A 19263-nucleotide genomic window follows, 5' to 3' on the forward strand; every position below is an offset into this window, starting at 1 on the left:
ACGGCGCTTACGCGCCGAGCGCCACCGGGCGGAACACTTGTAGCAGTTGCTGGTCGATCTTGTCGCCCATCTGCTCCATGATCTCGAACGCCTTGGCATGCGTGAAGGCCATGCGATACGCACGCCGCTCCACCAGAGCCGCGTGGATGTCGACGATGGTCATAAGGCGAACGATGTCGCTGATCTGGTCGCCGGCCAGCGCATCGGGGTAGCCGCTGCCATCCAGGAATTCGTGGTGATGCAGCACCACGTCGAGCATCTCGCGCGGAAAACTGCCCTGCGCCACCAGCGCTTCGAAGCCGAGACGCGGATGTTTGCGCATCTCGAGCGTCTCGTCCTCGGTGAGCTTACCCGGCTTGTCCAGGATCGAGACCGGGATGAAGGCCTTGCCCACATCATGGACGAGGGCCGCGCGCGTGAGGCGGCGCTGATCTTCGTCGCGCATGCCGAGATGCTGCGCAAAGGCCACCGCGAACCCCGTCACGAATAGGCAGTGACGATAGCTGTGATTATGATGACGGCCGACGGCGGCCAGCCATTCGCGCAGCGATGTGCGCTTGATGGCCTTCAGAATCTGGTTCTCGGCCTGCATCACGTCGTTGAAGGTGAGCGGAACGCCGGCGGGCAGCTTCTCGAAGATCTTGACCATGACCGCATGCGCCGCCTCGACGCCGCGATTCAGCGCCTTCCCGCGGGCGGAGAAGTCCTCGTCATGCGGGTTCGGAAACGCGGCGCGGATACGCTGCATGATGCCACGTGCATCGAACGGCCGCGCGATCGTATCGGTGGCGCCGAGCGCCCAGGCCTGCATGGATCCGTGATGCAGCGAGTCGGCCAGTACGAACAGGCGCGGTATCGCTTCATAGGATTTGTGGCGCAGCTTGTTGCGCACGCGCTGCACGGCCTCTGCCGAACGCAGATTGATATCGACCACGATACCCGACAGCTCGCTGGGCGGTGTCTCCGGAATGGCTGACGTTGGGACAACATCGACTTCGCCGACCTTCTGCAGGATATCGACGAGTTCGCTGCTGTGATCGCTGCGGTCCGATGCCAGAAGCAGTCGGCGGCGCGCCGGCGATTGGTTGACTGAAGCGGTCATATGCCCTCGATCTATTGCGGCGAACGGGCCGCAAGCAGGACATACATACCTTGGAACAGGGTTCTTGAAGCTTAATGGGTATTGTTAATGCTTCCTGATCGCCCCCCGGAAGGTTTCATTCCGGCGGATAGCACTATCAGTCGGTTAGGGCTTTCGCGAAAACTTTAAGCAATGCCGCCTTGCGCCGGAATCCGATCCGGAAAACAATCGCGCCATGAAGACCATCAGGTTCATCCTCGGCGTCGCGACCGCCCTCGCCGTCACGGTTCCAGCCCACGGGCAGCCCGCCGGGACGAGGCCCGATCTGCCATTCACGGCAACCCTTTCGAACGCCACCCCGCTGGCTTTTGGGATGGCGGCGGATGACGCCGCCCGTATCTTGGGCACCCCGCTAACCTATGTCAGCGGCCGACCGGGCGATGAGATCTATCTGGCTATCCGCACCTTCGGCGGCAGCGGCTTCTTCGACCGCCGCGACCGCCTCTATCTCCAGTTTCGCAAGGGACGCCTGACCGGCTGGAAGGGCGACTGGGGCCGGCATTGGATGTGGCAGTAGCCGCTTTGTGAGTAGACCCGTGCTGTCGTCCGCGCCAAACAGACCTCACCCCTTAACAACGATATGGAATACCTCGTGGGACAAGACATCACGCTGACTGCATCTGACGGCTTCAAACTCGGCGCCTACCGCACCCAGCCTGAGGGCAAGCCCAAGGGCGCCGTGGTGGTGATCCAGGAGATCTTCGGCGTAAACGACCACATCCGCACGGTCTGCGATCGCTTCGCTGTGCAAGGCTATGTTGCGGTGGCGCCGTCGATCTTCGATCGCACCGAACCCAACTTCCAGTCCGGTTATTCGCCCGAGGAAATCGCCATCGCGCGCAAGTTCGTTGCTAATCCGGATTGGCCCGCGATGCTGCGCGATACCCAGGCCGCGATCGATTCCGTTGGGGATATCGGCAATGTCGGCATCATCGGCTTCTGCCTTGGCGGCAGCATTGCCTTCGCCGCCGCCACGAAATTGACGGGCCTCAGCGCCGCCATCGGCTATTACGGCGGCGCCGTGGTGCGCTTTGCCGACGACAAGCCGACCGTCCCGACGCAGCTGCATTTCGGCGAAAAGGATCACGGCATTCCGCTGTCGGACGTCGAGACCATCCGCGCCAAGCGGCCAGATGTGGAGATCTTCGTCTATGACGGTGCCGAACACGGCTTCAATTGCGATCAGCGCGCCAGCTACAACAAAGCCAGCGCGGATGTTGCGAGAGAACGGAGCCTCGCGTTCCTTGCGAAGCATCTGAAGTAAGCCGCCGCCCTCTCCACGTCATTGCCGGGCTTGACCCCGCAATCCACCTTTGCGGCACCAACAGGCGCTTGGGCAAAGCTGGATACCCGGGTCAGGCCCGGGTATGACGACTGAGAGGGAGCAGCCTCGATCTTTCCCTGCCAGTCGGGAGAGATTGGAATATCACTCGCCCTTCACGCCCGCTGTCTTTGCCACCGTTGCCCAGCGCTCAAAGTCGCGACGCAGGCTCTTCTCGAAAGATTCGGGGCTGTCACCGACCGGAACGAGATTGACCGCCTGCAGGCCGGCGGTCCCCTCCGGCGAATTGATGATGCGACTGAGCTCGGCCGACAGCTTGCTCACAATGTCCTTCGGCGTCGCTGCTGGCACGAAGACGCCGACCCAGCCTTCAGCCTCGAAACCGGGATAGCCGAGTTCGGCCATGGTCTGCACGTTCGGCAGCTTGGGCTTGCGTTTCTCGCCGCCCACCGCGAGCGGACGGATCTTGCCGGCTTCGAGCTGCGGACCGGCCGTGGTGAAGTCGAGGAAGGCCGCCGTGACCTGATTGCCGAGCAAGTCGTTCAAGAGCGGCGCGGCGCCACGATACGGCACATGGGTCATATCAATGCCGGTGTTCTTCTTCAGAAGCTCGCCATAAAGATGCGACGTCGTGGCATTGCCAAAAGTGCCGTACGGATATTTTCCGGGACTGGATTTGGCAAGATCGACCAGTTCCTTCACGGACTTCATCGGCTGCGCTTCGGGCACGACGAGCACGATCGGCGAGATCGCGACCTGCGTGACGGGCGCGAGATCTTTGAACGCATCGTAGGGCAATTTCGACATCAGGCTCGGCGCCTGGATGATCTGCGTGATTGCGATCAGCACCGTGTAGCCGTCGCCCGGAGCCTTGGCAGCGAAATCGTTGCCGATCACGCCACCGGCGCCCGGCTTGTTCTCCACGGTGACGGTCTGCTTCCAGGACTCCTGCAGCTTCTGCGCCAGTAGGCGCGCCGCGACATCGGTGGCACCACCGGGTGCATAGGGCACGACGAAAGTAATGCGCCGATCGGGATAGGATTGCGCCGTCTGCGCAGATGCTTGCGAAGACAGCGCCGCTCCCAGCGCCACGATGGCTGCCAGAGTGACGCCGCGCATCACGTTGACCGGCGGACTGGTCTTCATCTCTTCTCCCCCTGATATCCATATGTGCCGACATGGCGGCGCATTTTCAGCGAGTTGGCCTCGCTTGATCATTGCTACAGGGCGGGAGACGATTCTGATACAGAGCAACGCGTATCCTGACGCCAATGCGCCGATACATCGCAGCCAATTTCATCGCGGGAAAGCGCGTCTATTCCGTGAAGCGGAGAAAATCGCGTGTGAGGTGATGACCGCGATCGATGCGTGCGATCAGAACCAGCGCTCGCTGACCAGCACCGTATCACCGGGATTGATCGGCGTGCCCAATGGCACCACGGCGCGGTACGAGCCCTCGACGGTGGTATGGGTCAGCGTGACTTCATCACGCTTGGCGCGTGGCGAGAAGCCACCGGCAATGGCGATCGCGCTCTCGACGCTCATATTGGGCACGTAGGGATACTGTCCAGGAGCGGCAACTTCACCGAGGATGAAGAACGGACGGTAGGCTTCGATTTCGACAGCCACCGACGGCTCGCGAATGAAGCCATTACGCAGGCGGCCGGTGATGCTCGCAGCCAGCCCAGCGGGCGTCATGCCGCGCGCCGGCACGCGGCCGATCAGCGGCATGGTGATCGCGCCACCGGCATCGATGGCGTAGGAATTGGTGAGACCTTCCTGGCCGTAAACCACGACGCGCAGCTTGTCGCCGGCATCGAGCTTGTACTGCGCATCATAGGTCGAGACCGGGGGAGCATAAGCAACCGGCACTGCTGCCGGCCCGTAACCCGGGCGACCGTAAGCGAGCGTGTCGAGATCGGCAGCCGGCGCAACCACTGCAACAGGACCTGGTCTCCGCATGCAGCCGGACAAAGCCAGCGCGGCAACCGCGACAATCATGGGCAGACGAAACGCGCGGGCAGACGACACTGGACATATCCCTCATAGAGGCAGCCTCGGTTTTGGCCTCTTATGGTTAAAATTCCGTTGTCATGGCCTTCCATCAGGCAGCAAAAAACCCGCCTTCGGGAGCTCCGAAAGCGGGCTTTTGACGTTGTTTATCTACACTTAGCCGTGGTCAGCTTAGGCCGTGACGCCGACCCCGATCGGGCACGACACACCGGTGCCGCCGAGACCGCAATAGCCGCCGGGGTTCTTTGCCAGATACTGCTGGTGATAGTCCTCGGCAAAGTAGAACTTCCCGGCCGGCGCAATCTCGGTGGTGATGGTGCCGAGGCCCTTCGCGGACAGTGCTTTCTGATACGCCGCCTTCGACGCTGCGACGGCATCGCGCTGTGCATCGCTGAAGGTGTAGATCGCGGAACGATACTGCGAGCCGATGTCGTTGCCCTGACGCATGCCCTGGGTCGGATCGTGGCTCTCCCAGAACGTTTTCAGCAACTGCTCGTAAGAAACCTTCTTCGGATCGAACACCACCAGCACCGCTTCGGTGTGACCGGTACGGCCCGAGCAGGTCTCTTCATAGGTCGGGTTCGGCGTGAAGCCGCCGGCATAGCCGACCGCGGTCGTATAGATGCCGTCGCCGAGCTCCCAGAACTTGCGCTCAGCACCCCAGAAGCAACCGAGCCCGAACACCGCCCGCTCAACTCCTTCTGGATAGGGCGGCTGGATGTTGCTGCCATTGACGAAGTGATGCTTGGCAGTGGGGATCGGCGTATCGCGACCGGGCAGTGCTTCGGCGGCGGTCGGCAATGCAGCGGTCTTGCGCATGAAAAGCATGGATCATCTCCCGGCGCGCTCGCGAACGAAGTGGACTCCGGTTCGCTGGACGAACGCGCAGATCTGAGGGCCAACAGCACCGGCGAGGCAGAACCGGATTCACTCCTGCCGCGCGGCGTATCTCAGATGGCAATATAGGTATCTACGAGGGAAACGGCAGGTGTGTTACGTCGTCGAGCGCCGTTCAATTCCGCGAATAGCCGATCAACGGCTTGCTTGGCCGAAACAACAGCATCAGCACGATGCCGAGCACGCCCATGACGGCCCAGGCCGGCTGGTTGAGCAGCAATTTGAGAAGCCCGCTGAGGAACGGCGCATTGGCATCGACCATCGCCTGGAAGGAACGCTGGCTGGCCTGGTTGATGTCGTTCCAGAACTCCCCGAGCCGGGTCAGCCGCAGCGCTTGATCGGCAATCGAGCGCGCCCCATCATAGACCAGGAACACGAACCCACCGGCCAGCAATAACAGCCCTATCAGGCGGAAAAACCCGCGGATCATCCGAATCCCCTCATCGCTCTCACCCCCGGCAATACCGGGCAAACCCGAGAAATTCAACCTCATCAGCAACTTAACCGCCACTCTGCGGCTGTTTTTCGTCTAAAGGCGCAGCCGGAAGGCGTTGACGGTGGAAATCGGGCACTCTATAAGGAGCGCCAATGGCGGTGGGCGCAATCCCGCCGCCGCTGTTCTTTGAGCGGCGCGCCCCGTGAGTTTCGAAACGCGTGAGCTTTGCCGCTCCGGGGATAGCATTTTCAGGAACACCCCGGAAACAGATCAGCGTTGGCCGCAGTCGAGCGGCAGACGTCAATCAGCCCGGCGCCCGAGACGGGACGCTGCTGAAGGATAGTGAGATATGGCCAATACGACCTCCGCCAAGAAGGCGACGCGCAAGATTGCCCGCCGCACCATCGTCAACAAGTCCCGCCGCACCCAGATGCGCGGTGCAGTCCGCACCGTCGAGGCGGCGATCAAGAGCGGCGACCGCGAAGCGGCGCTGAAGGCGATGAAGCTCGCCGAGCCCGAACTGATGAAGGCTGCTCAGCGCAACCTCGTTCACAAGAATCTCGCAAGCCGCAAGGTCTCGCGTCTCGTCCATCAGATCGCGAAGCTCGCGCAGTAATCTGACGACAACATTCTTTCCAAAAAGCCCGGCTTCACGCCGGGCTTTTTTTATGCCGCAATGCGTTCGCGCTATCGCGTCACAAATTCTGATGAAGCGCAAAGACCGCCGCGCGCTTGCGCGATGCGCGTCTCGTCATGTCTCTTCAACGGCACAGCCGGAACGCACAACGCATCACACCGAGTGCCAATCCGCGTTATCGCTTGCGTCAGCGTGATTCTGAAAAAGCAACAGCGCCACGCCGCCAGCACGAGTCCGATGTCTAGGGTTACCCTGACTCAACGCACAGAAAAAAACGCGCGGCTCTAATCACTTATCGGCATAGCGAAGCGGACCAGTTTGAAAACGCGGACTCGGCCCCTTCATTCGTAAATGAATTATGAATTTCTTTTTTCGCTGGATCGAATCTGCAACGGCACTGTCACATTACGATTCAGCGCGTTGATTCAAAACCTTGACGCATCGTCAAAAAAATCACGACGTGTTCCGGGCTGCGCAAGTGAGGCTTTTGCGGGGCACCTGAAAAATGATTCCGTTGCGAGAAACCGGGCGTGCTGTATTTCTTTAATCACTCGCGGCGCCCGCGGTTCTTCAGATCAGCGCGATTTAAGAACCAGGACGGACCTTAGGATCAGCGACGGTCTTCAGGTTAGCGACACCTTCCAAGCTTTGATCGGATCGCAGCCCATAGCAATATGGGAAGGGTTGTTCTGTGTCGAAATTTCTCGGGTATCCATCCGGATGCTTTGAAAAGAAATGCGCACCGGCCAATCGCAACCAGCAAAGCTGACGGTGCGGAAGTAAGCGGGCAGGCGAGCGGGCAAGACGACGATACGGGAATGCGACTGAACGAGTTTCGATGTTCAGCGTTGCGGACTGACTTTGAACCACATGTGAACTGACATCTTGCCGCGAGCGACCGCGGTGAGCGGGGGAGGCTTTATGCGCAAATCGACCACGACAGCATTCCAGCGACCGCGATCTGCGTCTCGTTTAGATACGGCGATCCACACCTCCGCCCACGTTCCCGACAGACCCTCCAGTACGCGCTGACCTCGCGACGAGGTCCTCTTCGACATCACTGATCTGACCTCGGCCGGATGGCCGTTGGCGGAGCTGTGCCCGAAGACGACGCGTCACACGAGGTCGCACCGCGTCTCCATACGCGGACATTCATCGGCAGCGTTGTGCCGGACACTCACTCTATCTGAAAAGTTCTTTGACAATGGCTAATATGGAACAGGATCACTGGTCTCGCGTGAAAGGTCGGCTGCGGTCGACGGTTGGCGAAGACGTTTACTCCAGCTGGTTCGCGCGGATGGATCTCGAAAGCGTGCAGGACGACAGCGTCCATCTTTCGGTACCCACCCGATTCCTGAAGAGCTGGATCCAGGCCCACTACGCCGAGCGCGTGCTGAACGCCTGGCAGGCCGAGATGCCGCAAGTTCATCGCGTCGATCTCACCGTGCGTTCGGCGATGCGCAACGTTGCGCCCGCCAACAAGGAAGCCGCAGCGCCGACCGAAGCGCGCCGCACCGAGACGTTCAACAACCGTCCCGCGCCCGAACTCCGCGCTACGGCCACCGCGCCGGTGTCCGCAAGCCATGAAGCACTCGGCGGCTCGCCGCTCGATCCGCGCCTGACTTTTGCGAGCTTCGTGCTCGGCCGCGCCAACACGCTGGCCCATGCTGCCGCGCGTCAGGTCGCCGAAGGTCGCCGCGGCGATCCGGTGATGTTCAACCCGCTTTACATCCATGCCGGCGTCGGCCTCGGCAAAACCCATCTGTTGCAGGCCGTGACCTGGGCTGGCAATTCCGGCCCCGACCGCAAGGTGCTGTATCTCACCGCCGAGAAGTTCATGTACGGCTTCGTCGCTGCGCTGAAGACGCAGACGGCGCTCGCCTTCAAGGAAGCGCTACGCGGCATCGACGTGCTGGTGATCGACGACATGCAGTTCCTGCAGGGCAAGACCACGCAGGCCGAATTCTGTCACACACTGAACGCGCTGATCGATGCCGGCCGCCAGGTGGTGATCGCCGCCGATCGACCGCCGTCGGATCTGGAAAGCCTTGACGAACGCGTGCGTTCGCGCCTGGCCGGCGGTCTCGTCGTCGAAATGAGCTCGCTCGGCGAAGAGCTGCGCCTGGGCATCCTGAAGTCGCGCGTTGCTGCGGCCCGTGCACATCATGCCTCGTTCGACGTACCGGAACCGGTGCTGGACTATCTGGCCCGCACCATCACCCACAATGGCCGCGATCTCGAAGGCGCAATCAACCGCCTGCTGGCGCATTCGAAGCTGAACGCCACGCCGGTCACGCTGGAAATGGCCGAGCGCGAAGTGCGCGACCTGATCCGCCCGCAGGAGCCGAAGCGCATCAAGATCGAGGACATCCAGCGTGTCGTCGCGCGTCAGTACAATGTCAGCCGGTCCGACCTCCTGTCGTCGCGCCGCACCGCCAATGTCGTGCGCCCCCGTCAGGTTGCGATGTATCTGGCCAAGACCCTGACGCTGCGCTCGCTGCCGGAAATCGGCCGCCGCTTCGGTGGCCGCGATCACACCACGGTTCTGCATGCCGTACGCAAGATCGAGGCGCTGGTTGGCAAGGACGTGGCCCTGCAGGATGAGGTCGAGACGCTGAAGCGCCAACTGCAGGAGTAAAAGCGTCCCCGCCCCCGACGCGCCAAAGCGTGCGCCGGGGCAGGACGAGGGTGTTAACCGTCAAAACATTGGGGGCCGGAAGCGCATCTCTCTTGCGCTTCCCGGCTATCCACGCCACCTTGCGGTCCCCCGCGGGATTGAGCAAAATCCACTTGATCGAGCTTGCGGGTGTCATCGCCGCGGCGCCCATTCGGGCCGCCAGGCATTTCCACACGACACCGGATTGAATCGGGCGGGTTTTGTTATGAAGGTCACCGTCGAACGCGCGCAACTCCTGAAGTCGCTGAGCCACGTGCATCGCGTGGTCGAGCGCCGCAACACGATTCCGATCCTGGGCAACGTGCTGATCCGTGCCGAAAATGCGCGGCTGTCGCTGAAGGCCACCGACCTCGACCTTGAAGTCACGGAAACCCTGGCCGCCGAAGTCGGCACCGCCGGTTCCACCACCGTGCCCGCCCATATGTTTTACGACATCGTCCGCAAACTGCCGGATGGCTCGCAGATCGTGCTCGAAGCCGATGGCGACCGCTCGGTGATGGCGATCCGCGCCGGCCGTTCGCGCTTCACGTTGCAGACGCTGCCGGAGAATGATTTCCCGGATCTCGCCGCCGGCGAAATGACGCACTCGTTTGCGCTACCGGCCTCCGACGTCAAGCGCCTGATCGACCGCACGCAGTTTGCGATCTCCACCGAAGAGACCCGCTATTATCTCAACGGCATCTATCTCCACGCCGCCGGCACCGCGACCGCGGCGACCCTGCGTGCCGTCGCCACCGACGGTCATCGTCTGGCACAGATCGACCTCAAGCTGCCCAAGGGCGCCGACGGCATGCCGGGCGTCATCGTGCCGCGCAAGACGGTCGGTGAAGTGCAGCGCCTGATCGAGGATCTGGAAGCCGAGATCACCATCGAGCTGTCGCAGGGCAAGATCCGCTTCACGCTCGGCAATGTGGTTCTGACCTCGAAACTGATCGACGGCACATTCCCCGACTATGGCCGCGTAATCCCGCAGAACAACGACAAGGAACTGGTGATCGACAAGAAGGATTTCGAGAACGCAGTCGACCGCGTCTCGACGATCTCCAGCGAACGCGGCCGCGCCGTGAAACTCGCGCTGTCGGCGGGCAAGCTGGTGCTGTCCGTGACCAATCCGGACTCAGGCAGCGCGACGGAAGAGCTTGAGGTCGAATACGCCTCCGACGCGCTCGATATCGGCTTCAACTCGCGCTATCTGCTCGACATCGCCGCCCAGATCGAAGGCGAAGTCGCCGTGCTGCGCCTCGCCGATCCCGGTTCGCCGACGCTGGTACAGGACAAGGACGCCAAGGGCGCCCTCTATGTGCTGATGCCGATGCGGGTGTGAGTCCTTCAGGTGTCGTCCCCGCGAAAGCGGGGACCCATAGCCTCCGAAGAACTAGTTGCAGCCAGGTAGCCACGACTCTGCCGTTTTATGCCGGCCGTGGTCATGGATCCCCGCCCCGCATGCGCCTTCGGCGCACTCGGCGGGGATGACAACGGAGATTGGCGCGGCGCGTTGCGACGACTTTAGCTGAGTCCCATATTCACGAATGACCGCCTCCCGCATCCATCGCCTGTCGCTTACCAATTTCCGCAGCTATCGCGCGGCGTCGCTGGAGGCGTCGGCGGACATGGTCGCCCTCGTCGGCCCGAACGGCGCCGGCAAGACCAATTGCATCGAAGCGATCTCGTTTCTGTCGCCAGGCCGCGGCCTGCGCCGCGCGACACTCGAAGACGTTGCTAATAACGAAGGCGACGGTTCCTGGGCCGTGTCGGCGACTGTCGAGGGTGAGGTTGGTCTCGCCACACTCGGCACCGGCATCGATGCCCCCGCGGCAGAAGGTGCGTCCACCAGCCGTCGCTGTCGTATCGACCGTGAGCCGGTAGGCTCGGCCACCGCATTCGGCGATCACCTGCGCATGGTGTGGCTGACGCCAGCCATGGACCAGCTGTTCATGGGCGCCGCCTCCGAACGCCGGCGCTTCTTCGACCGCCTCGTACTGGCCATTGACAAGGATCACTCCGGTCGCGTCTCTGCACTCGAGCGTAGCCTGCGTTCGCGCAACCGCTTGCTCGAAGACCGGAACGGCGACGCCCACTGGCTCGATGCCATCGAGCGCGAGACCGCTGAACTCGCGGTCGCCGTTGCTGCGACACGCGGCCAGACTGCAATGCGGCTCGCAGAGATGCTGCGCGTGCGCGGCGAAGCATCGGCCTTTCCATCCGCACTCATCATGCTCGACGGCTGGATGGAGAATGCGCTGGTCAATGAACCGGCCACAGCGGTCGAAGATCGCTATCGCCAGATCTTGCGCGATGGTCGCCCGCGTGATGCCGCCGCCGGCCGCACGCTCGACGGCCCGCATCTCACCGATCTGCAGGTGATCTATGCGCCGAAAAACATGCCGGCGCGCGATGCCTCCACCGGCGAACAGAAGGCCCTGCTGATCGGGCTCATCCTCGCCCACGCCACGCTGGTCGCCGAGATGACCGGCATCACGCCGCTCTTGTTACTTGACGAAGTCGTCGCCCATCTCGACCCTGATCGGCGCAAGTCGCTGTTCGGCGAACTCTCGAAATTGGGCGCCCAGGTCTGGATGACCGGCGCCGATCCTGTTGCTTTCGCAGATATCGGCCCATCCGGCGGGATTTTCGACGTCGCCAATGGGCGTATCGCGCGTCGCCAGCCGGCCGGTTGAACCAAAGCAACACCTCCCACAACTCACTCTATGTGCCCCGCGCAAATGATGTCGCTGCCCTTGTGGGCAGCGCTTTTGCATGCACGCAAGCAAACGCCGGAGGCTTTCAGTGATGTTTTCAAGCAAGCACGGGGCGCAGGTCCAAGCCAGACGCTATCTGTTGGCCCTGCTCGTCAGCACCGCCATCGCTGGCGGCTCGCTGGCCTGCCGTGCGGAAGACGGCCTGGTGGATGTGAGAACGCTGCCGCATATCGAAGGCGCGATGGCCCGGCCTGAAGCCACCAAATACCCCAATCTCAGCGCCAGCTATTTCGGCGCAGGCAGCGTCGCGGACACCATTGCCAACACCGGAAAAATACTCGCAGCCGATGGCTGGATCGCCTACACGCCACCGCTCGAGGGATCAGATCGGAGCCGCTGGTACAAGAAGGGTGCGCAGGGTGTGTCGGCCTCTTTTATGAGCGACGGCAGTAGAACCGATCGGTCGGGCGTCAGCTACAGCTCGCAGCGCCTGGAAGTGAACCTGCCTTTCCCCGATCGCGCGACCGATATCGTCTATGACGAACGGCGGCCGTATCTTGGATGCACGACGGCTGAAACCGTTGATGCGACGCTCGCCTTCTTTCAGAAAGAACTCGCTACATTGGGTTGGTCGCCGCTGTCCGCGGGCGCAGCCGAGGCGCGTTGGCCGGATGCGAAGATCGACGAGACGATCGCGAATGGCGTGCGCGTCTATTTTTCTCGTGACGGCAACACGCGGCAATTGCCGGTGATGCTGACCTTGCAGCGGAGCGCCGATAACAAGACCAACGTCGAAATTCGCGTCGCGCCCTTCGCGCTTCCGCAAGATCTCGCTGCGGGCCCTGAATCCGCAGGCCTGCCGCGACCGGAACGCATTAAATCCGCAGGAACCACGGGCAGCGCGGATTCTATCAGGCGTGAAGCGCATGCGCTGATCCCGGCTGAACTTGGCCCGGTGCTGGCCTTCTATCGCCGCGAACTCGGCAAGAAGGGCTGGGTCGAACAGGGCAAGGACACCGTCGTCACCGCCGATCGCGCCTCGCTCGCATTCACATCGCCGGAAGAGACGGCAACGATGCAGATCGGTCGCAAATACGATCTGACCACCGTGCAGATCGACGTACAGGTTCTGCCATCGGTGATCACTGCGCGCGCCAAGGCCAAGAAGGAAGCAGACGACCGCTTTATCAAGGATGCACTCGCGTTCGGGCAAGCGGCTATTGCCGAAGCGGATGCGAAGCGCGCAGCGGCACAAGCCGCGCGTGGGCCGGAAACTGCGTTGCGCGCGATGAACGGTTCGAGCACACCGATTCCCGTCCCCGACACCGCCAGCGAGATCGACTTCGACGGCGCCGATGGCAGGCTCGCATTCACCAGCTCATCAAGCGTCAGCGCGCTGGCGGATTTTTACCGCAGCGGAATGAAGACGCTCGGCTGGAAGAGCACGCCGTCAGTCATCAACAATCCCAATATGGTGGTGTTGAATTTCAGCAAGGCCAAGCAGAGCATCTCAATGACGGCGATGCAGATGGGCCCGAAGGTCAATGTCACGGCGACAGGCTCGGGCCTGAAGGGCGCGCCTGTCGCAACCGTTGCCAGCAACACGACCACCACGGGCAACGCCAAGAGCGCCGAACAGGTTCTCGAGTCCGATGGCGACACCGATTATCCCACGCCGAAGCAGCGGACGTTGCGATCGCTGAGTACTTCAGGGCTGCCAGGCGGCGCGCCGTTCAGACATGAGTTGAGTGCATCTGTGCCTGCGGGACTGGACTCGGTTCTAGCGTTCTACCGACGCGAACTCACGCAGCGACAGTGGCAGGAAGACACGAAGAGCGCTGTCATCAAGCTGGACAGCGCCACGCTCGCCTTCAAGGCCCCCGATGGGCCGGCCATGCTGAAGCTGGAACGCCGCAACGACGAGACCACGGTCAGTCTGGTGGTGCGCCATCCCGCAGAAGCGACGAAGGCGGGCATCCTGCCTGCACTGGGCAAGGTTCGGCTGCTGTTCGGCAATATGGGCGACGCCGAAGTGTCGGTCAGCATCAACAACAAGACGATCAAGGTCGCGCCCGGCGTGGGCGGACCGCAAAATCCGAACGGGCCGACGATGGAACTGCCGCCCGGCGCCTACAAGGTCACGATCAAGGCCGCGGGCAAGCCCGCGCATGACAGTACGATCAAGGTGGCGGCCAACGACAGCTGGGGCCTGATGGTTGGCCCTGACGGTCGGGATATCCTCCCGCTGCAACTCTACTAAGAACAAAACGTGCAAGCGCGCCAGCGCGCGCGTCCGCCACTGCATTGGGCCATGAGAAATCGTCTGTTGTAGACCACGTTCGACAGCATAAATATCTGGCCATGCTGGTATTTTTGGCCATTCATCTGTCGCGGATCGCACGCGCGTTCGGAACCGAAATGCGTTCGCTGCCGATCCCCGGGCCGCGCATGATCGATGAGGCCGAATGCATCTGTTCGGTGCTGCTGGCAATCGTCTTGTCGCACGCCATCGGCGCGGAGAATGTCGGCTGGGCCGCGTTCTCCGGCTACATGGTAATGCGCTCGCATGTCGCCGAAAGTTTTACGCGCGGCATCCTCCGCGTGATTGGGACGCTTGCTGGCGCAGGACTCGCGCTTGCCGCTGCGCCTTTGCTGCTGCGCCAGCCGGTGCTGCTGAGTCTCGGTCTTCTGATCGGCGGCGGCGTCACGCTCTATTTCGCCATCGTCGGCCGCCGCGCCTATGCTTGGCTGTTCACCGGCCTCACTTTCCTGATGGTGCTGATCGAAGGCATGGAGCATGCGCGCGAGCCGATCCTGCGCTTTGCCTCGACGCGCGTGCTCGAAGTGCTGGCCGGTACCACCGCCTGCGTCATCGTCAGTGCGATCTCGACCTGGACAGTGCGGCGCGCGCTACCGAATCCGGACAACAATCTGCGCGCCAAGCCGGTCGACCAGCCGACGCGACAATGGCACGCCACGGTGGCGCGTCACGCCTTGGTCGGCGGCATTGCATTGGCGCTGATCCCGTGGGCCTGGCAGTGGCTCGGCATCCCGTCGCTCAGCCAATCCAGCATCACGATCTTCGCGGTCATGCTGGTGCCGGCGGCATCGCTGGCGGACGGCATGCTCAGCCCGGTTTCCTCGCGCATGATGAACCGGCTGGTTGGCTGTCTCGCGGGCGGCCTGCTCGCCAGCGCGATCCTGCTGGTCAGCCGCCATTCGCCCGTCGTGATGACCATCGGACTCGCGCTCGGCGTCATGATCGGCCGTCACATCGAAAATGGCCCGCCCTCCATGAGTTATGCGGGCCTGCAATTCACTTTGGCCTTCCTCGTGGTGCTGGTGCCTGACAACTACGCCAATGCCGCCCTGGAGCCCGGCTATGACCGCCTGTTTGGCATTCTGTTCGGAATGGTTCTGCTGGAGCCGGTCGTGCTGGCCGCGCATTTGATCGCCCGGCGCGGCCTGAAGGGGACCCCCGCCAAACCGGCTGCGGGATTGGCCGAAAAATAGCCTCTCGGATGCACGCAAGCCGGGCATTTCGACGCCCGGAACAGGCGCGAAATCAGGCTACGAAAACGGCCTCAAATCGGCTTGAAATGACGCCAAAAAAACCTATTTATTCAATAGCTTGCTGCGCGTTACTTTGCGCTAGGCGCAATGCGCCTTTCGTGGCACAAATAGAGCGATTCAGACGCCGTTTTCCGCGCTGATTCGGCACACCTTCGAAGGCCCCTACATGACTGAACCAGCCCGGCAACCCATCGCCGACACTGAGCATGCCATTCCCATCGAATACGGTGCGGAATCGATCCGGGTCCTGAAGGGACTCGACGCCGTCCGCAAGCGCCCGGGCATGTATATCGGCGACACGGACGACGGTTCCGGCCTGCATCACATGGTCTACGAAGTCGTCGATAACGCGATTGACGAAGCGTTGGCCGGTCATGCCAGCGCCGTCGAAGTCATTCTGAATGCCGATGGTTCGGTGACGGTGCGTGACGATGGTCGCGGCATTCCCGTCGACATTCACAAGGGCGAAGGCATCTCGGCAGCCGAGGTCATCATGACCCAGCTCCACGCCGGCGGAAAATTCGACCAGAATTCCTACAAGGTGTCCGGCGGTCTGCACGGCGTCGGCGTCTCCGTCGTCAACGCGCTGTCGAGCAAGCTGATCCTTCGCGTCTGGCGCAACGACAAAGAGCACCGCATCGAATTCGCCCATGGCGACGCGGTGGCGCCGCTCTCGGTGGTCGGCGATGCCAATGGCAGGCGCGGCACCGAAGTGACATTCTATGCCTCGGCGGAAACATTCACGACACTCGAATATGATTTCGCGACACTCGAACATCGTCTGCGCGAACTCGCCTTCCTGAATTCCGGCGTCAACATCAGATTGTCGGATCTGCGTCATCCGGTCGAGAAGACCGAGAACATGATGTATGAGGGCGGCGTCGAGGAATTCGTCAAATATCTCGACCGCAACAAGAAGGCGATGGTGCCGACGCCGATCGTAATGCGCGCCGAACAGAGCGGCATCAGTGTCGAAGTCGCGATGTGGTGGAACGACAGCTACCACGAGAACGTGCTGTGTTTTACCAACAACATCCCGCAGCGTGACGGCGGCACGCATCTGGCTGGCTTCCGCGGCGCGCTGACGCGTCAGGTCAACGGCTATGCCGAAGTTGTCGCCAAGAAGGAAAAGATCGCGCTGACCGGCGACGATTGCCGCGAAGGCCTCACTGCCGTGCTGTCGGTGAAAGTGCCCGATCCGAAATTTTCGTCGCAGACCAAGGACAAGCTGGTGTCCTCGGAAGTGCGTCCGGTGGTCGAGAACGTTCTCAACGAAGCCCTCGCCTCGTGGTTTGAGGAACATCCGACCGAAGCCAAGATCATCGTCAGTAAGGTGATCGAGGCCGGCGCCGCCCGCGAAGCCGCGCGCAAGGCGCGCGAACTAACACGCCGCAAGGGCGCGCTGGATATCGCCTCCCTGCCCGGCAAGCTGGCTGACTGCCAGGAGCGCGATCCCGCCAAGTCCGAACTGTTCATCGTCGAGGGTGACTCGGCGGGCGGCTCCGCGAAACAGGGCCGCAACCGCGAATTCCAGGCCGTGTTGCCGCTGCGCGGCAAGATCCTCAATGTCGAGCGCGCGCGCTTCGACAAGATGCTCGGCTCCGAACAGATCGGCACGCTGATCACGGCGCTCGGCACCGGCATCGGCCGCGACGACTTCGACCTGTCGAAACTGCGTTATCACAAGATCATCCTGATGACGGACGCCGACGTCGATGGCGCGCATATCCGCACGCTGCTGCTGACGTTCTTCTTCCGCCAGATGCCGACGCTGATCGAAGGCGGCTATCTCTACATCGCGCAGCCGCCGCTCTACAAAGTGACGCGCGGCAAGTCCGAGCAGTACCTCAAGGACGAGCGGGCGCTGGAAGATTACCTGATCGATACCGGTCTCGACGACTGCATCTTCAAGCTCGCTTCGGGCGAGGATCGCACAGGCCGCGATCTGCTGGCGCTGGTGGAAGATGCCCGCATCATCCGCGGCACGCTCAACAATCTGCACTCGCGCTATAATCGCAAAGTCGTCGAGCAGGCCGCAATCGCTGGCGTGCTCAATCCGCGGGTCACCGCTGATCTCGCTACCGCCAATGCCGCTGCCGACTACATCGCCAAGCGACTGGACGCGCTGGCCGACGAAGTCGAGCGTGGCTGGATCGGTGAATTCCGCGAAGGCCAGGGCTTCTTCTTCGAACGCACGATTCGCGGTGTGAAGGACGTCTCCTTCATCGACGACGCCCTGCTCGGCTCGGCCGATGCGCGCAAGCTCGACGAATATGCCGGCAGCCTCCAGGAAGCCTATCCGAAATCCGGCGTCCTGCGCCGCAAGGACATCGAATTCCCGATCCACGGCCCCGTCTCGCTGTTCGAGGCTGTGACCGACGCCGGCCGCAAAGGTGTGGCTCTGCAGCGCTACAAAGGTTTGGGCGAGATGAACCCCGGCCAGCTCTGGGAAACCACGCTCGACACCAATGAGCGTTCGCTGCTGCAAGTCCGGGTCAAGGAAGTCGATGAGGCCGACGACATCTTCACCAAACTGATGGGCGATGTGGTCGAACCGCGCCGCGAATTCATCCAGGACAATTCGCTCAGTGCGAATGTGGACGTGTAAGCGTATCGCACCCTAGAGATAAAACTGAAAAGGCCCGCCATTCTGGCGGGCCTTTTTGCGTTTATCTTACTTCTTCACCAGCGGGCAGCGCGACTGCGCCAACGGCTGAAACGCCTGATCGGCGGGTACCGTGGCGAGCAGTTTGTAATAGTCCCATGGTGCCTTGGACTCATTCGGCTTCTTCACCTCGAACAGATACATGTCGTGGACCATACGACCATCTTCGCGGATCTTGCCGTTCTTGTAGAACACGTCATCGACGGGCAGTTCACGCATCTTCTTCATCACCTCTTCGGTGCTGTCGGTGCCGGCGGCCTGCACGGCTTTCAGATAATGCAGTACCGATGAATATGTGCCGGTCTGAAGCATGTTCGGCATGGCGTTCACCTTCCCGTAGAAGCGCTTCGACCATTTCCGCGTCTCGTCGTTCATGTCCCAATACGACGCCTCGGTGATCGTCAGCCCCTGGGCCTCCTTCAACCCGAGACCGTGAACGTCGTTGATAAATCCCGCCAGCGCCGAGAGCTTCTGGCCGCCTGCCGTCAAGCCGAACTCTGCCGCCTGCTTGATCGAGTTAATGGTGTCGCCGCCGGCATTGGCGAGAGCCACAACCTTGGCCTTGGACGACTGTGCCTGCAGTAGGACGGAGGCGAAGTCCGCGGTCCCGACCGGGTGTTTCGTTGCACCGGCGACCTTGCCGCCCGATGCCTTGACGACATCGCCAGTGTCCTTCTCGAGGCCTTGACCGAACGCATAGTCCGCCGTCACGAAATACCAGGTATCGAAACCCTGGCTGACTAGCGCCTTACCTGTGCTGTTCGCGATCGCGAATGTGTCATAGGCCCAATGAACCACATAGGGTCCACACACCTCGTTCGTGATCCGGGTCGATCCCGGCGAGCTCAGCGTGATGATCTTCTTCTTCTCCTTGGCGATTTCAAGGACGGCCAAAGCAGGCGACGACGACGCAACGTCGAGAATGGCATCGACCTTGTCGGTATCAAACCATTTGCGTGCAGCGTTGGCGGCAATATCGGGCTTGTTCTGGTGATCTGCGAATACGACTTCGATCGGCATGCCGAGGACCTTGCCGCCGAAATCCTCCACCGCCATCTGCGCCGCAGTCACGGCACCCTTGCCGGTAATGTCGGCATAGACGCCCGACATATCCTCGATGACGCCGACACGGACGACGCCATCCGAGACCTGTGCGTTCTGCGCCGCAGCAGAAGCGGTGCAAAGAAAAACGCTGGCAATCGCCGTCGTAAAGCATGCACCCAGTTCAGATCGTCTCATATCC

15 protein-coding genes are annotated in these 19263 nt (G+C 61.9%); 9 read left to right on the top strand and 6 right to left on the bottom strand.

Going from position 1 to position 19263, the window contains the following annotated elements; all coding sequences use genetic code 11:
• Positions 1-7: 7 nt before the first annotated feature.
• Positions 8-1102, bottom strand: a complete 1095-nt coding sequence (locus HP556_RS26945; protein WP_089263417.1) for an HD-GYP domain-containing protein — start codon at positions 1100-1102, stop codon at positions 8-10.
• Positions 1103-1316: 214 nt separating this feature from the next.
• Here HP556_RS26945 and HP556_RS26950 point away from each other — a divergent pair, with 214 nt between their 5' ends.
• Complete coding sequence (locus HP556_RS26950) at positions 1317-1658, top strand: hypothetical protein (RefSeq protein WP_093757685.1); 342 nt, start codon at positions 1317-1319, stop codon at positions 1656-1658.
• 75 nt (positions 1659-1733) lie between these two features.
• The gene (locus HP556_RS26955) at positions 1734-2405 is read left to right on the top strand and encodes a dienelactone hydrolase family protein (protein ID WP_175369222.1); all 672 of its coding nucleotides are present in this window, start codon (positions 1734-1736) and stop codon (positions 2403-2405) included.
• Between the two features lie 162 nt (positions 2406-2567).
• Here the strand turns inward: HP556_RS26955 and HP556_RS26960 are convergent, their stop codons facing one another.
• From HP556_RS26960 to HP556_RS26975, 4 genes are all read right to left on the bottom strand, one after another.
• A complete protein-coding gene (locus HP556_RS26960; protein ID WP_175369223.1) occupies positions 2568-3569 on the bottom strand; it encodes a Bug family tripartite tricarboxylate transporter substrate binding protein in 1002 nt (333 codons plus the stop codon).
• Positions 3570-3797: 228 nt separating this feature from the next.
• Positions 3798-4424 carry a polysaccharide biosynthesis/export family protein gene (locus tag HP556_RS26965; RefSeq protein WP_089263414.1) on the bottom strand — a complete coding sequence of 209 codons (627 nt, stop codon included), beginning with the start codon at positions 4422-4424 and terminating at the stop codon, positions 3798-3800.
• Positions 4425-4607: 183 nt separating this feature from the next.
• A complete protein-coding gene (msrA, locus tag HP556_RS26970; RefSeq protein ID WP_175369224.1) occupies positions 4608-5264 on the bottom strand; it encodes a peptide-methionine (S)-S-oxide reductase MsrA in 657 nt (218 codons plus the stop codon).
• A gap of 184 nt (positions 5265-5448) precedes the next feature.
• Positions 5449-5763 (bottom strand): hypothetical protein, encoded by a 315-nt coding sequence (locus tag HP556_RS26975; protein WP_068729932.1) that lies wholly within the window; start codon positions 5761-5763, stop codon positions 5449-5451.
• 355 nt (positions 5764-6118) lie between these two features.
• Here HP556_RS26975 and rpsT point away from each other — a divergent pair, with 355 nt between their 5' ends.
• From rpsT to gyrB, 7 genes are all read left to right on the top strand, one after another.
• The gene (gene rpsT, locus HP556_RS26980; RefSeq protein ID WP_068729934.1) at positions 6119-6385 is read left to right on the top strand and encodes a 30S ribosomal protein S20; all 267 of its coding nucleotides are present in this window, start codon (positions 6119-6121) and stop codon (positions 6383-6385) included.
• 1225 nt (positions 6386-7610) lie between these two features.
• Positions 7611-9044, top strand: coding sequence for a chromosomal replication initiator protein DnaA (dnaA, locus tag HP556_RS26985; protein ID WP_089263412.1), 1434 nt, complete (start codon positions 7611-7613; stop codon positions 9042-9044).
• Positions 9045-9288: 244 nt separating this feature from the next.
• Positions 9289-10407, top strand: a complete 1119-nt coding sequence (gene dnaN, locus HP556_RS26990) for a DNA polymerase III subunit beta (protein WP_089263411.1) — start codon at positions 9289-9291, stop codon at positions 10405-10407.
• Positions 10408-10612: 205 nt separating this feature from the next.
• The gene (gene recF / locus HP556_RS26995) at positions 10613-11761 is read left to right on the top strand and encodes a DNA replication/repair protein RecF (protein ID WP_175369225.1); all 1149 of its coding nucleotides are present in this window, start codon (positions 10613-10615) and stop codon (positions 11759-11761) included.
• A gap of 109 nt (positions 11762-11870) precedes the next feature.
• Positions 11871-14042 (top strand): hypothetical protein, encoded by a 2172-nt coding sequence (locus tag HP556_RS27000; RefSeq protein WP_175369226.1) that lies wholly within the window; start codon positions 11871-11873, stop codon positions 14040-14042.
• Positions 14043-14143: 101 nt separating this feature from the next.
• Positions 14144-15295: an FUSC family protein gene (locus tag HP556_RS27005; protein WP_175369227.1), complete on the top strand. Its 1152-nt coding sequence runs from the start codon at positions 14144-14146 to the stop codon at positions 15293-15295.
• Between the two features lie 226 nt (positions 15296-15521).
• Positions 15522-17963 carry a DNA topoisomerase (ATP-hydrolyzing) subunit B gene (gyrB, locus tag HP556_RS27010; RefSeq protein WP_089263407.1) on the top strand — a complete coding sequence of 814 codons (2442 nt, stop codon included), beginning with the start codon at positions 15522-15524 and terminating at the stop codon, positions 17961-17963.
• A 66-nt stretch (positions 17964-18029) separates the two neighbouring features.
• Here gyrB and HP556_RS27015 read toward each other — a convergent pair whose 3' ends face one another.
• A complete protein-coding gene (locus HP556_RS27015) occupies positions 18030-19259 on the bottom strand; it encodes an ABC transporter substrate-binding protein (protein WP_175369228.1) in 1230 nt (409 codons plus the stop codon).
• Positions 19260-19263 lie beyond the last annotated feature (4 nt).

This window comes from Tardiphaga robiniae, from assembly GCF_013359755.1.
Classification (GTDB): domain Bacteria; phylum Pseudomonadota; class Alphaproteobacteria; order Rhizobiales; family Xanthobacteraceae; genus Tardiphaga; species Tardiphaga robiniae.

Coding starts and splice junctions, on each gene's coding strand:
- HP556_RS26975 (WP_068729932.1), bottom strand. CDS start 5,763: ATGATCCGCGGGTTTTTCCGCCTGATAGGGCTGTTATTGCTGGCCGGT.
- HP556_RS26945 (WP_089263417.1), bottom strand. CDS start 1,102: ATGACCGCTTCAGTCAACCAATCGCCGGCGCGCCGCCGACTGCTTCTG.
- dnaA (WP_089263412.1), top strand. CDS start 7,611: ATGGCTAATATGGAACAGGATCACTGGTCTCGCGTGAAAGGTCGGCTG.
- HP556_RS26950 (WP_093757685.1), top strand. CDS start 1,317: ATGAAGACCATCAGGTTCATCCTCGGCGTCGCGACCGCCCTCGCCGTC.
- HP556_RS26960 (WP_175369223.1), bottom strand. CDS start 3,569: ATGAAGACCAGTCCGCCGGTCAACGTGATGCGCGGCGTCACTCTGGCA.
- msrA (WP_175369224.1), bottom strand. CDS start 5,264: ATGCTTTTCATGCGCAAGACCGCTGCATTGCCGACCGCCGCCGAAGCA.
- HP556_RS27015 (WP_175369228.1), bottom strand. CDS start 19,259: ATGAGACGATCTGAACTGGGTGCATGCTTTACGACGGCGATTGCCAGC.
- dnaN (WP_089263411.1), top strand. CDS start 9,289: ATGAAGGTCACCGTCGAACGCGCGCAACTCCTGAAGTCGCTGAGCCAC.
- HP556_RS26965 (WP_089263414.1), bottom strand. CDS start 4,424: ATGATTGTCGCGGTTGCCGCGCTGGCTTTGTCCGGCTGCATGCGGAGA.
- recF (WP_175369225.1), top strand. CDS start 10,613: ATGACCGCCTCCCGCATCCATCGCCTGTCGCTTACCAATTTCCGCAGC.
- rpsT (WP_068729934.1), top strand. CDS start 6,119: ATGGCCAATACGACCTCCGCCAAGAAGGCGACGCGCAAGATTGCCCGC.
- HP556_RS27005 (WP_175369227.1), top strand. CDS start 14,144: ATGCTGGTATTTTTGGCCATTCATCTGTCGCGGATCGCACGCGCGTTC.
- gyrB (WP_089263407.1), top strand. CDS start 15,522: ATGACTGAACCAGCCCGGCAACCCATCGCCGACACTGAGCATGCCATT.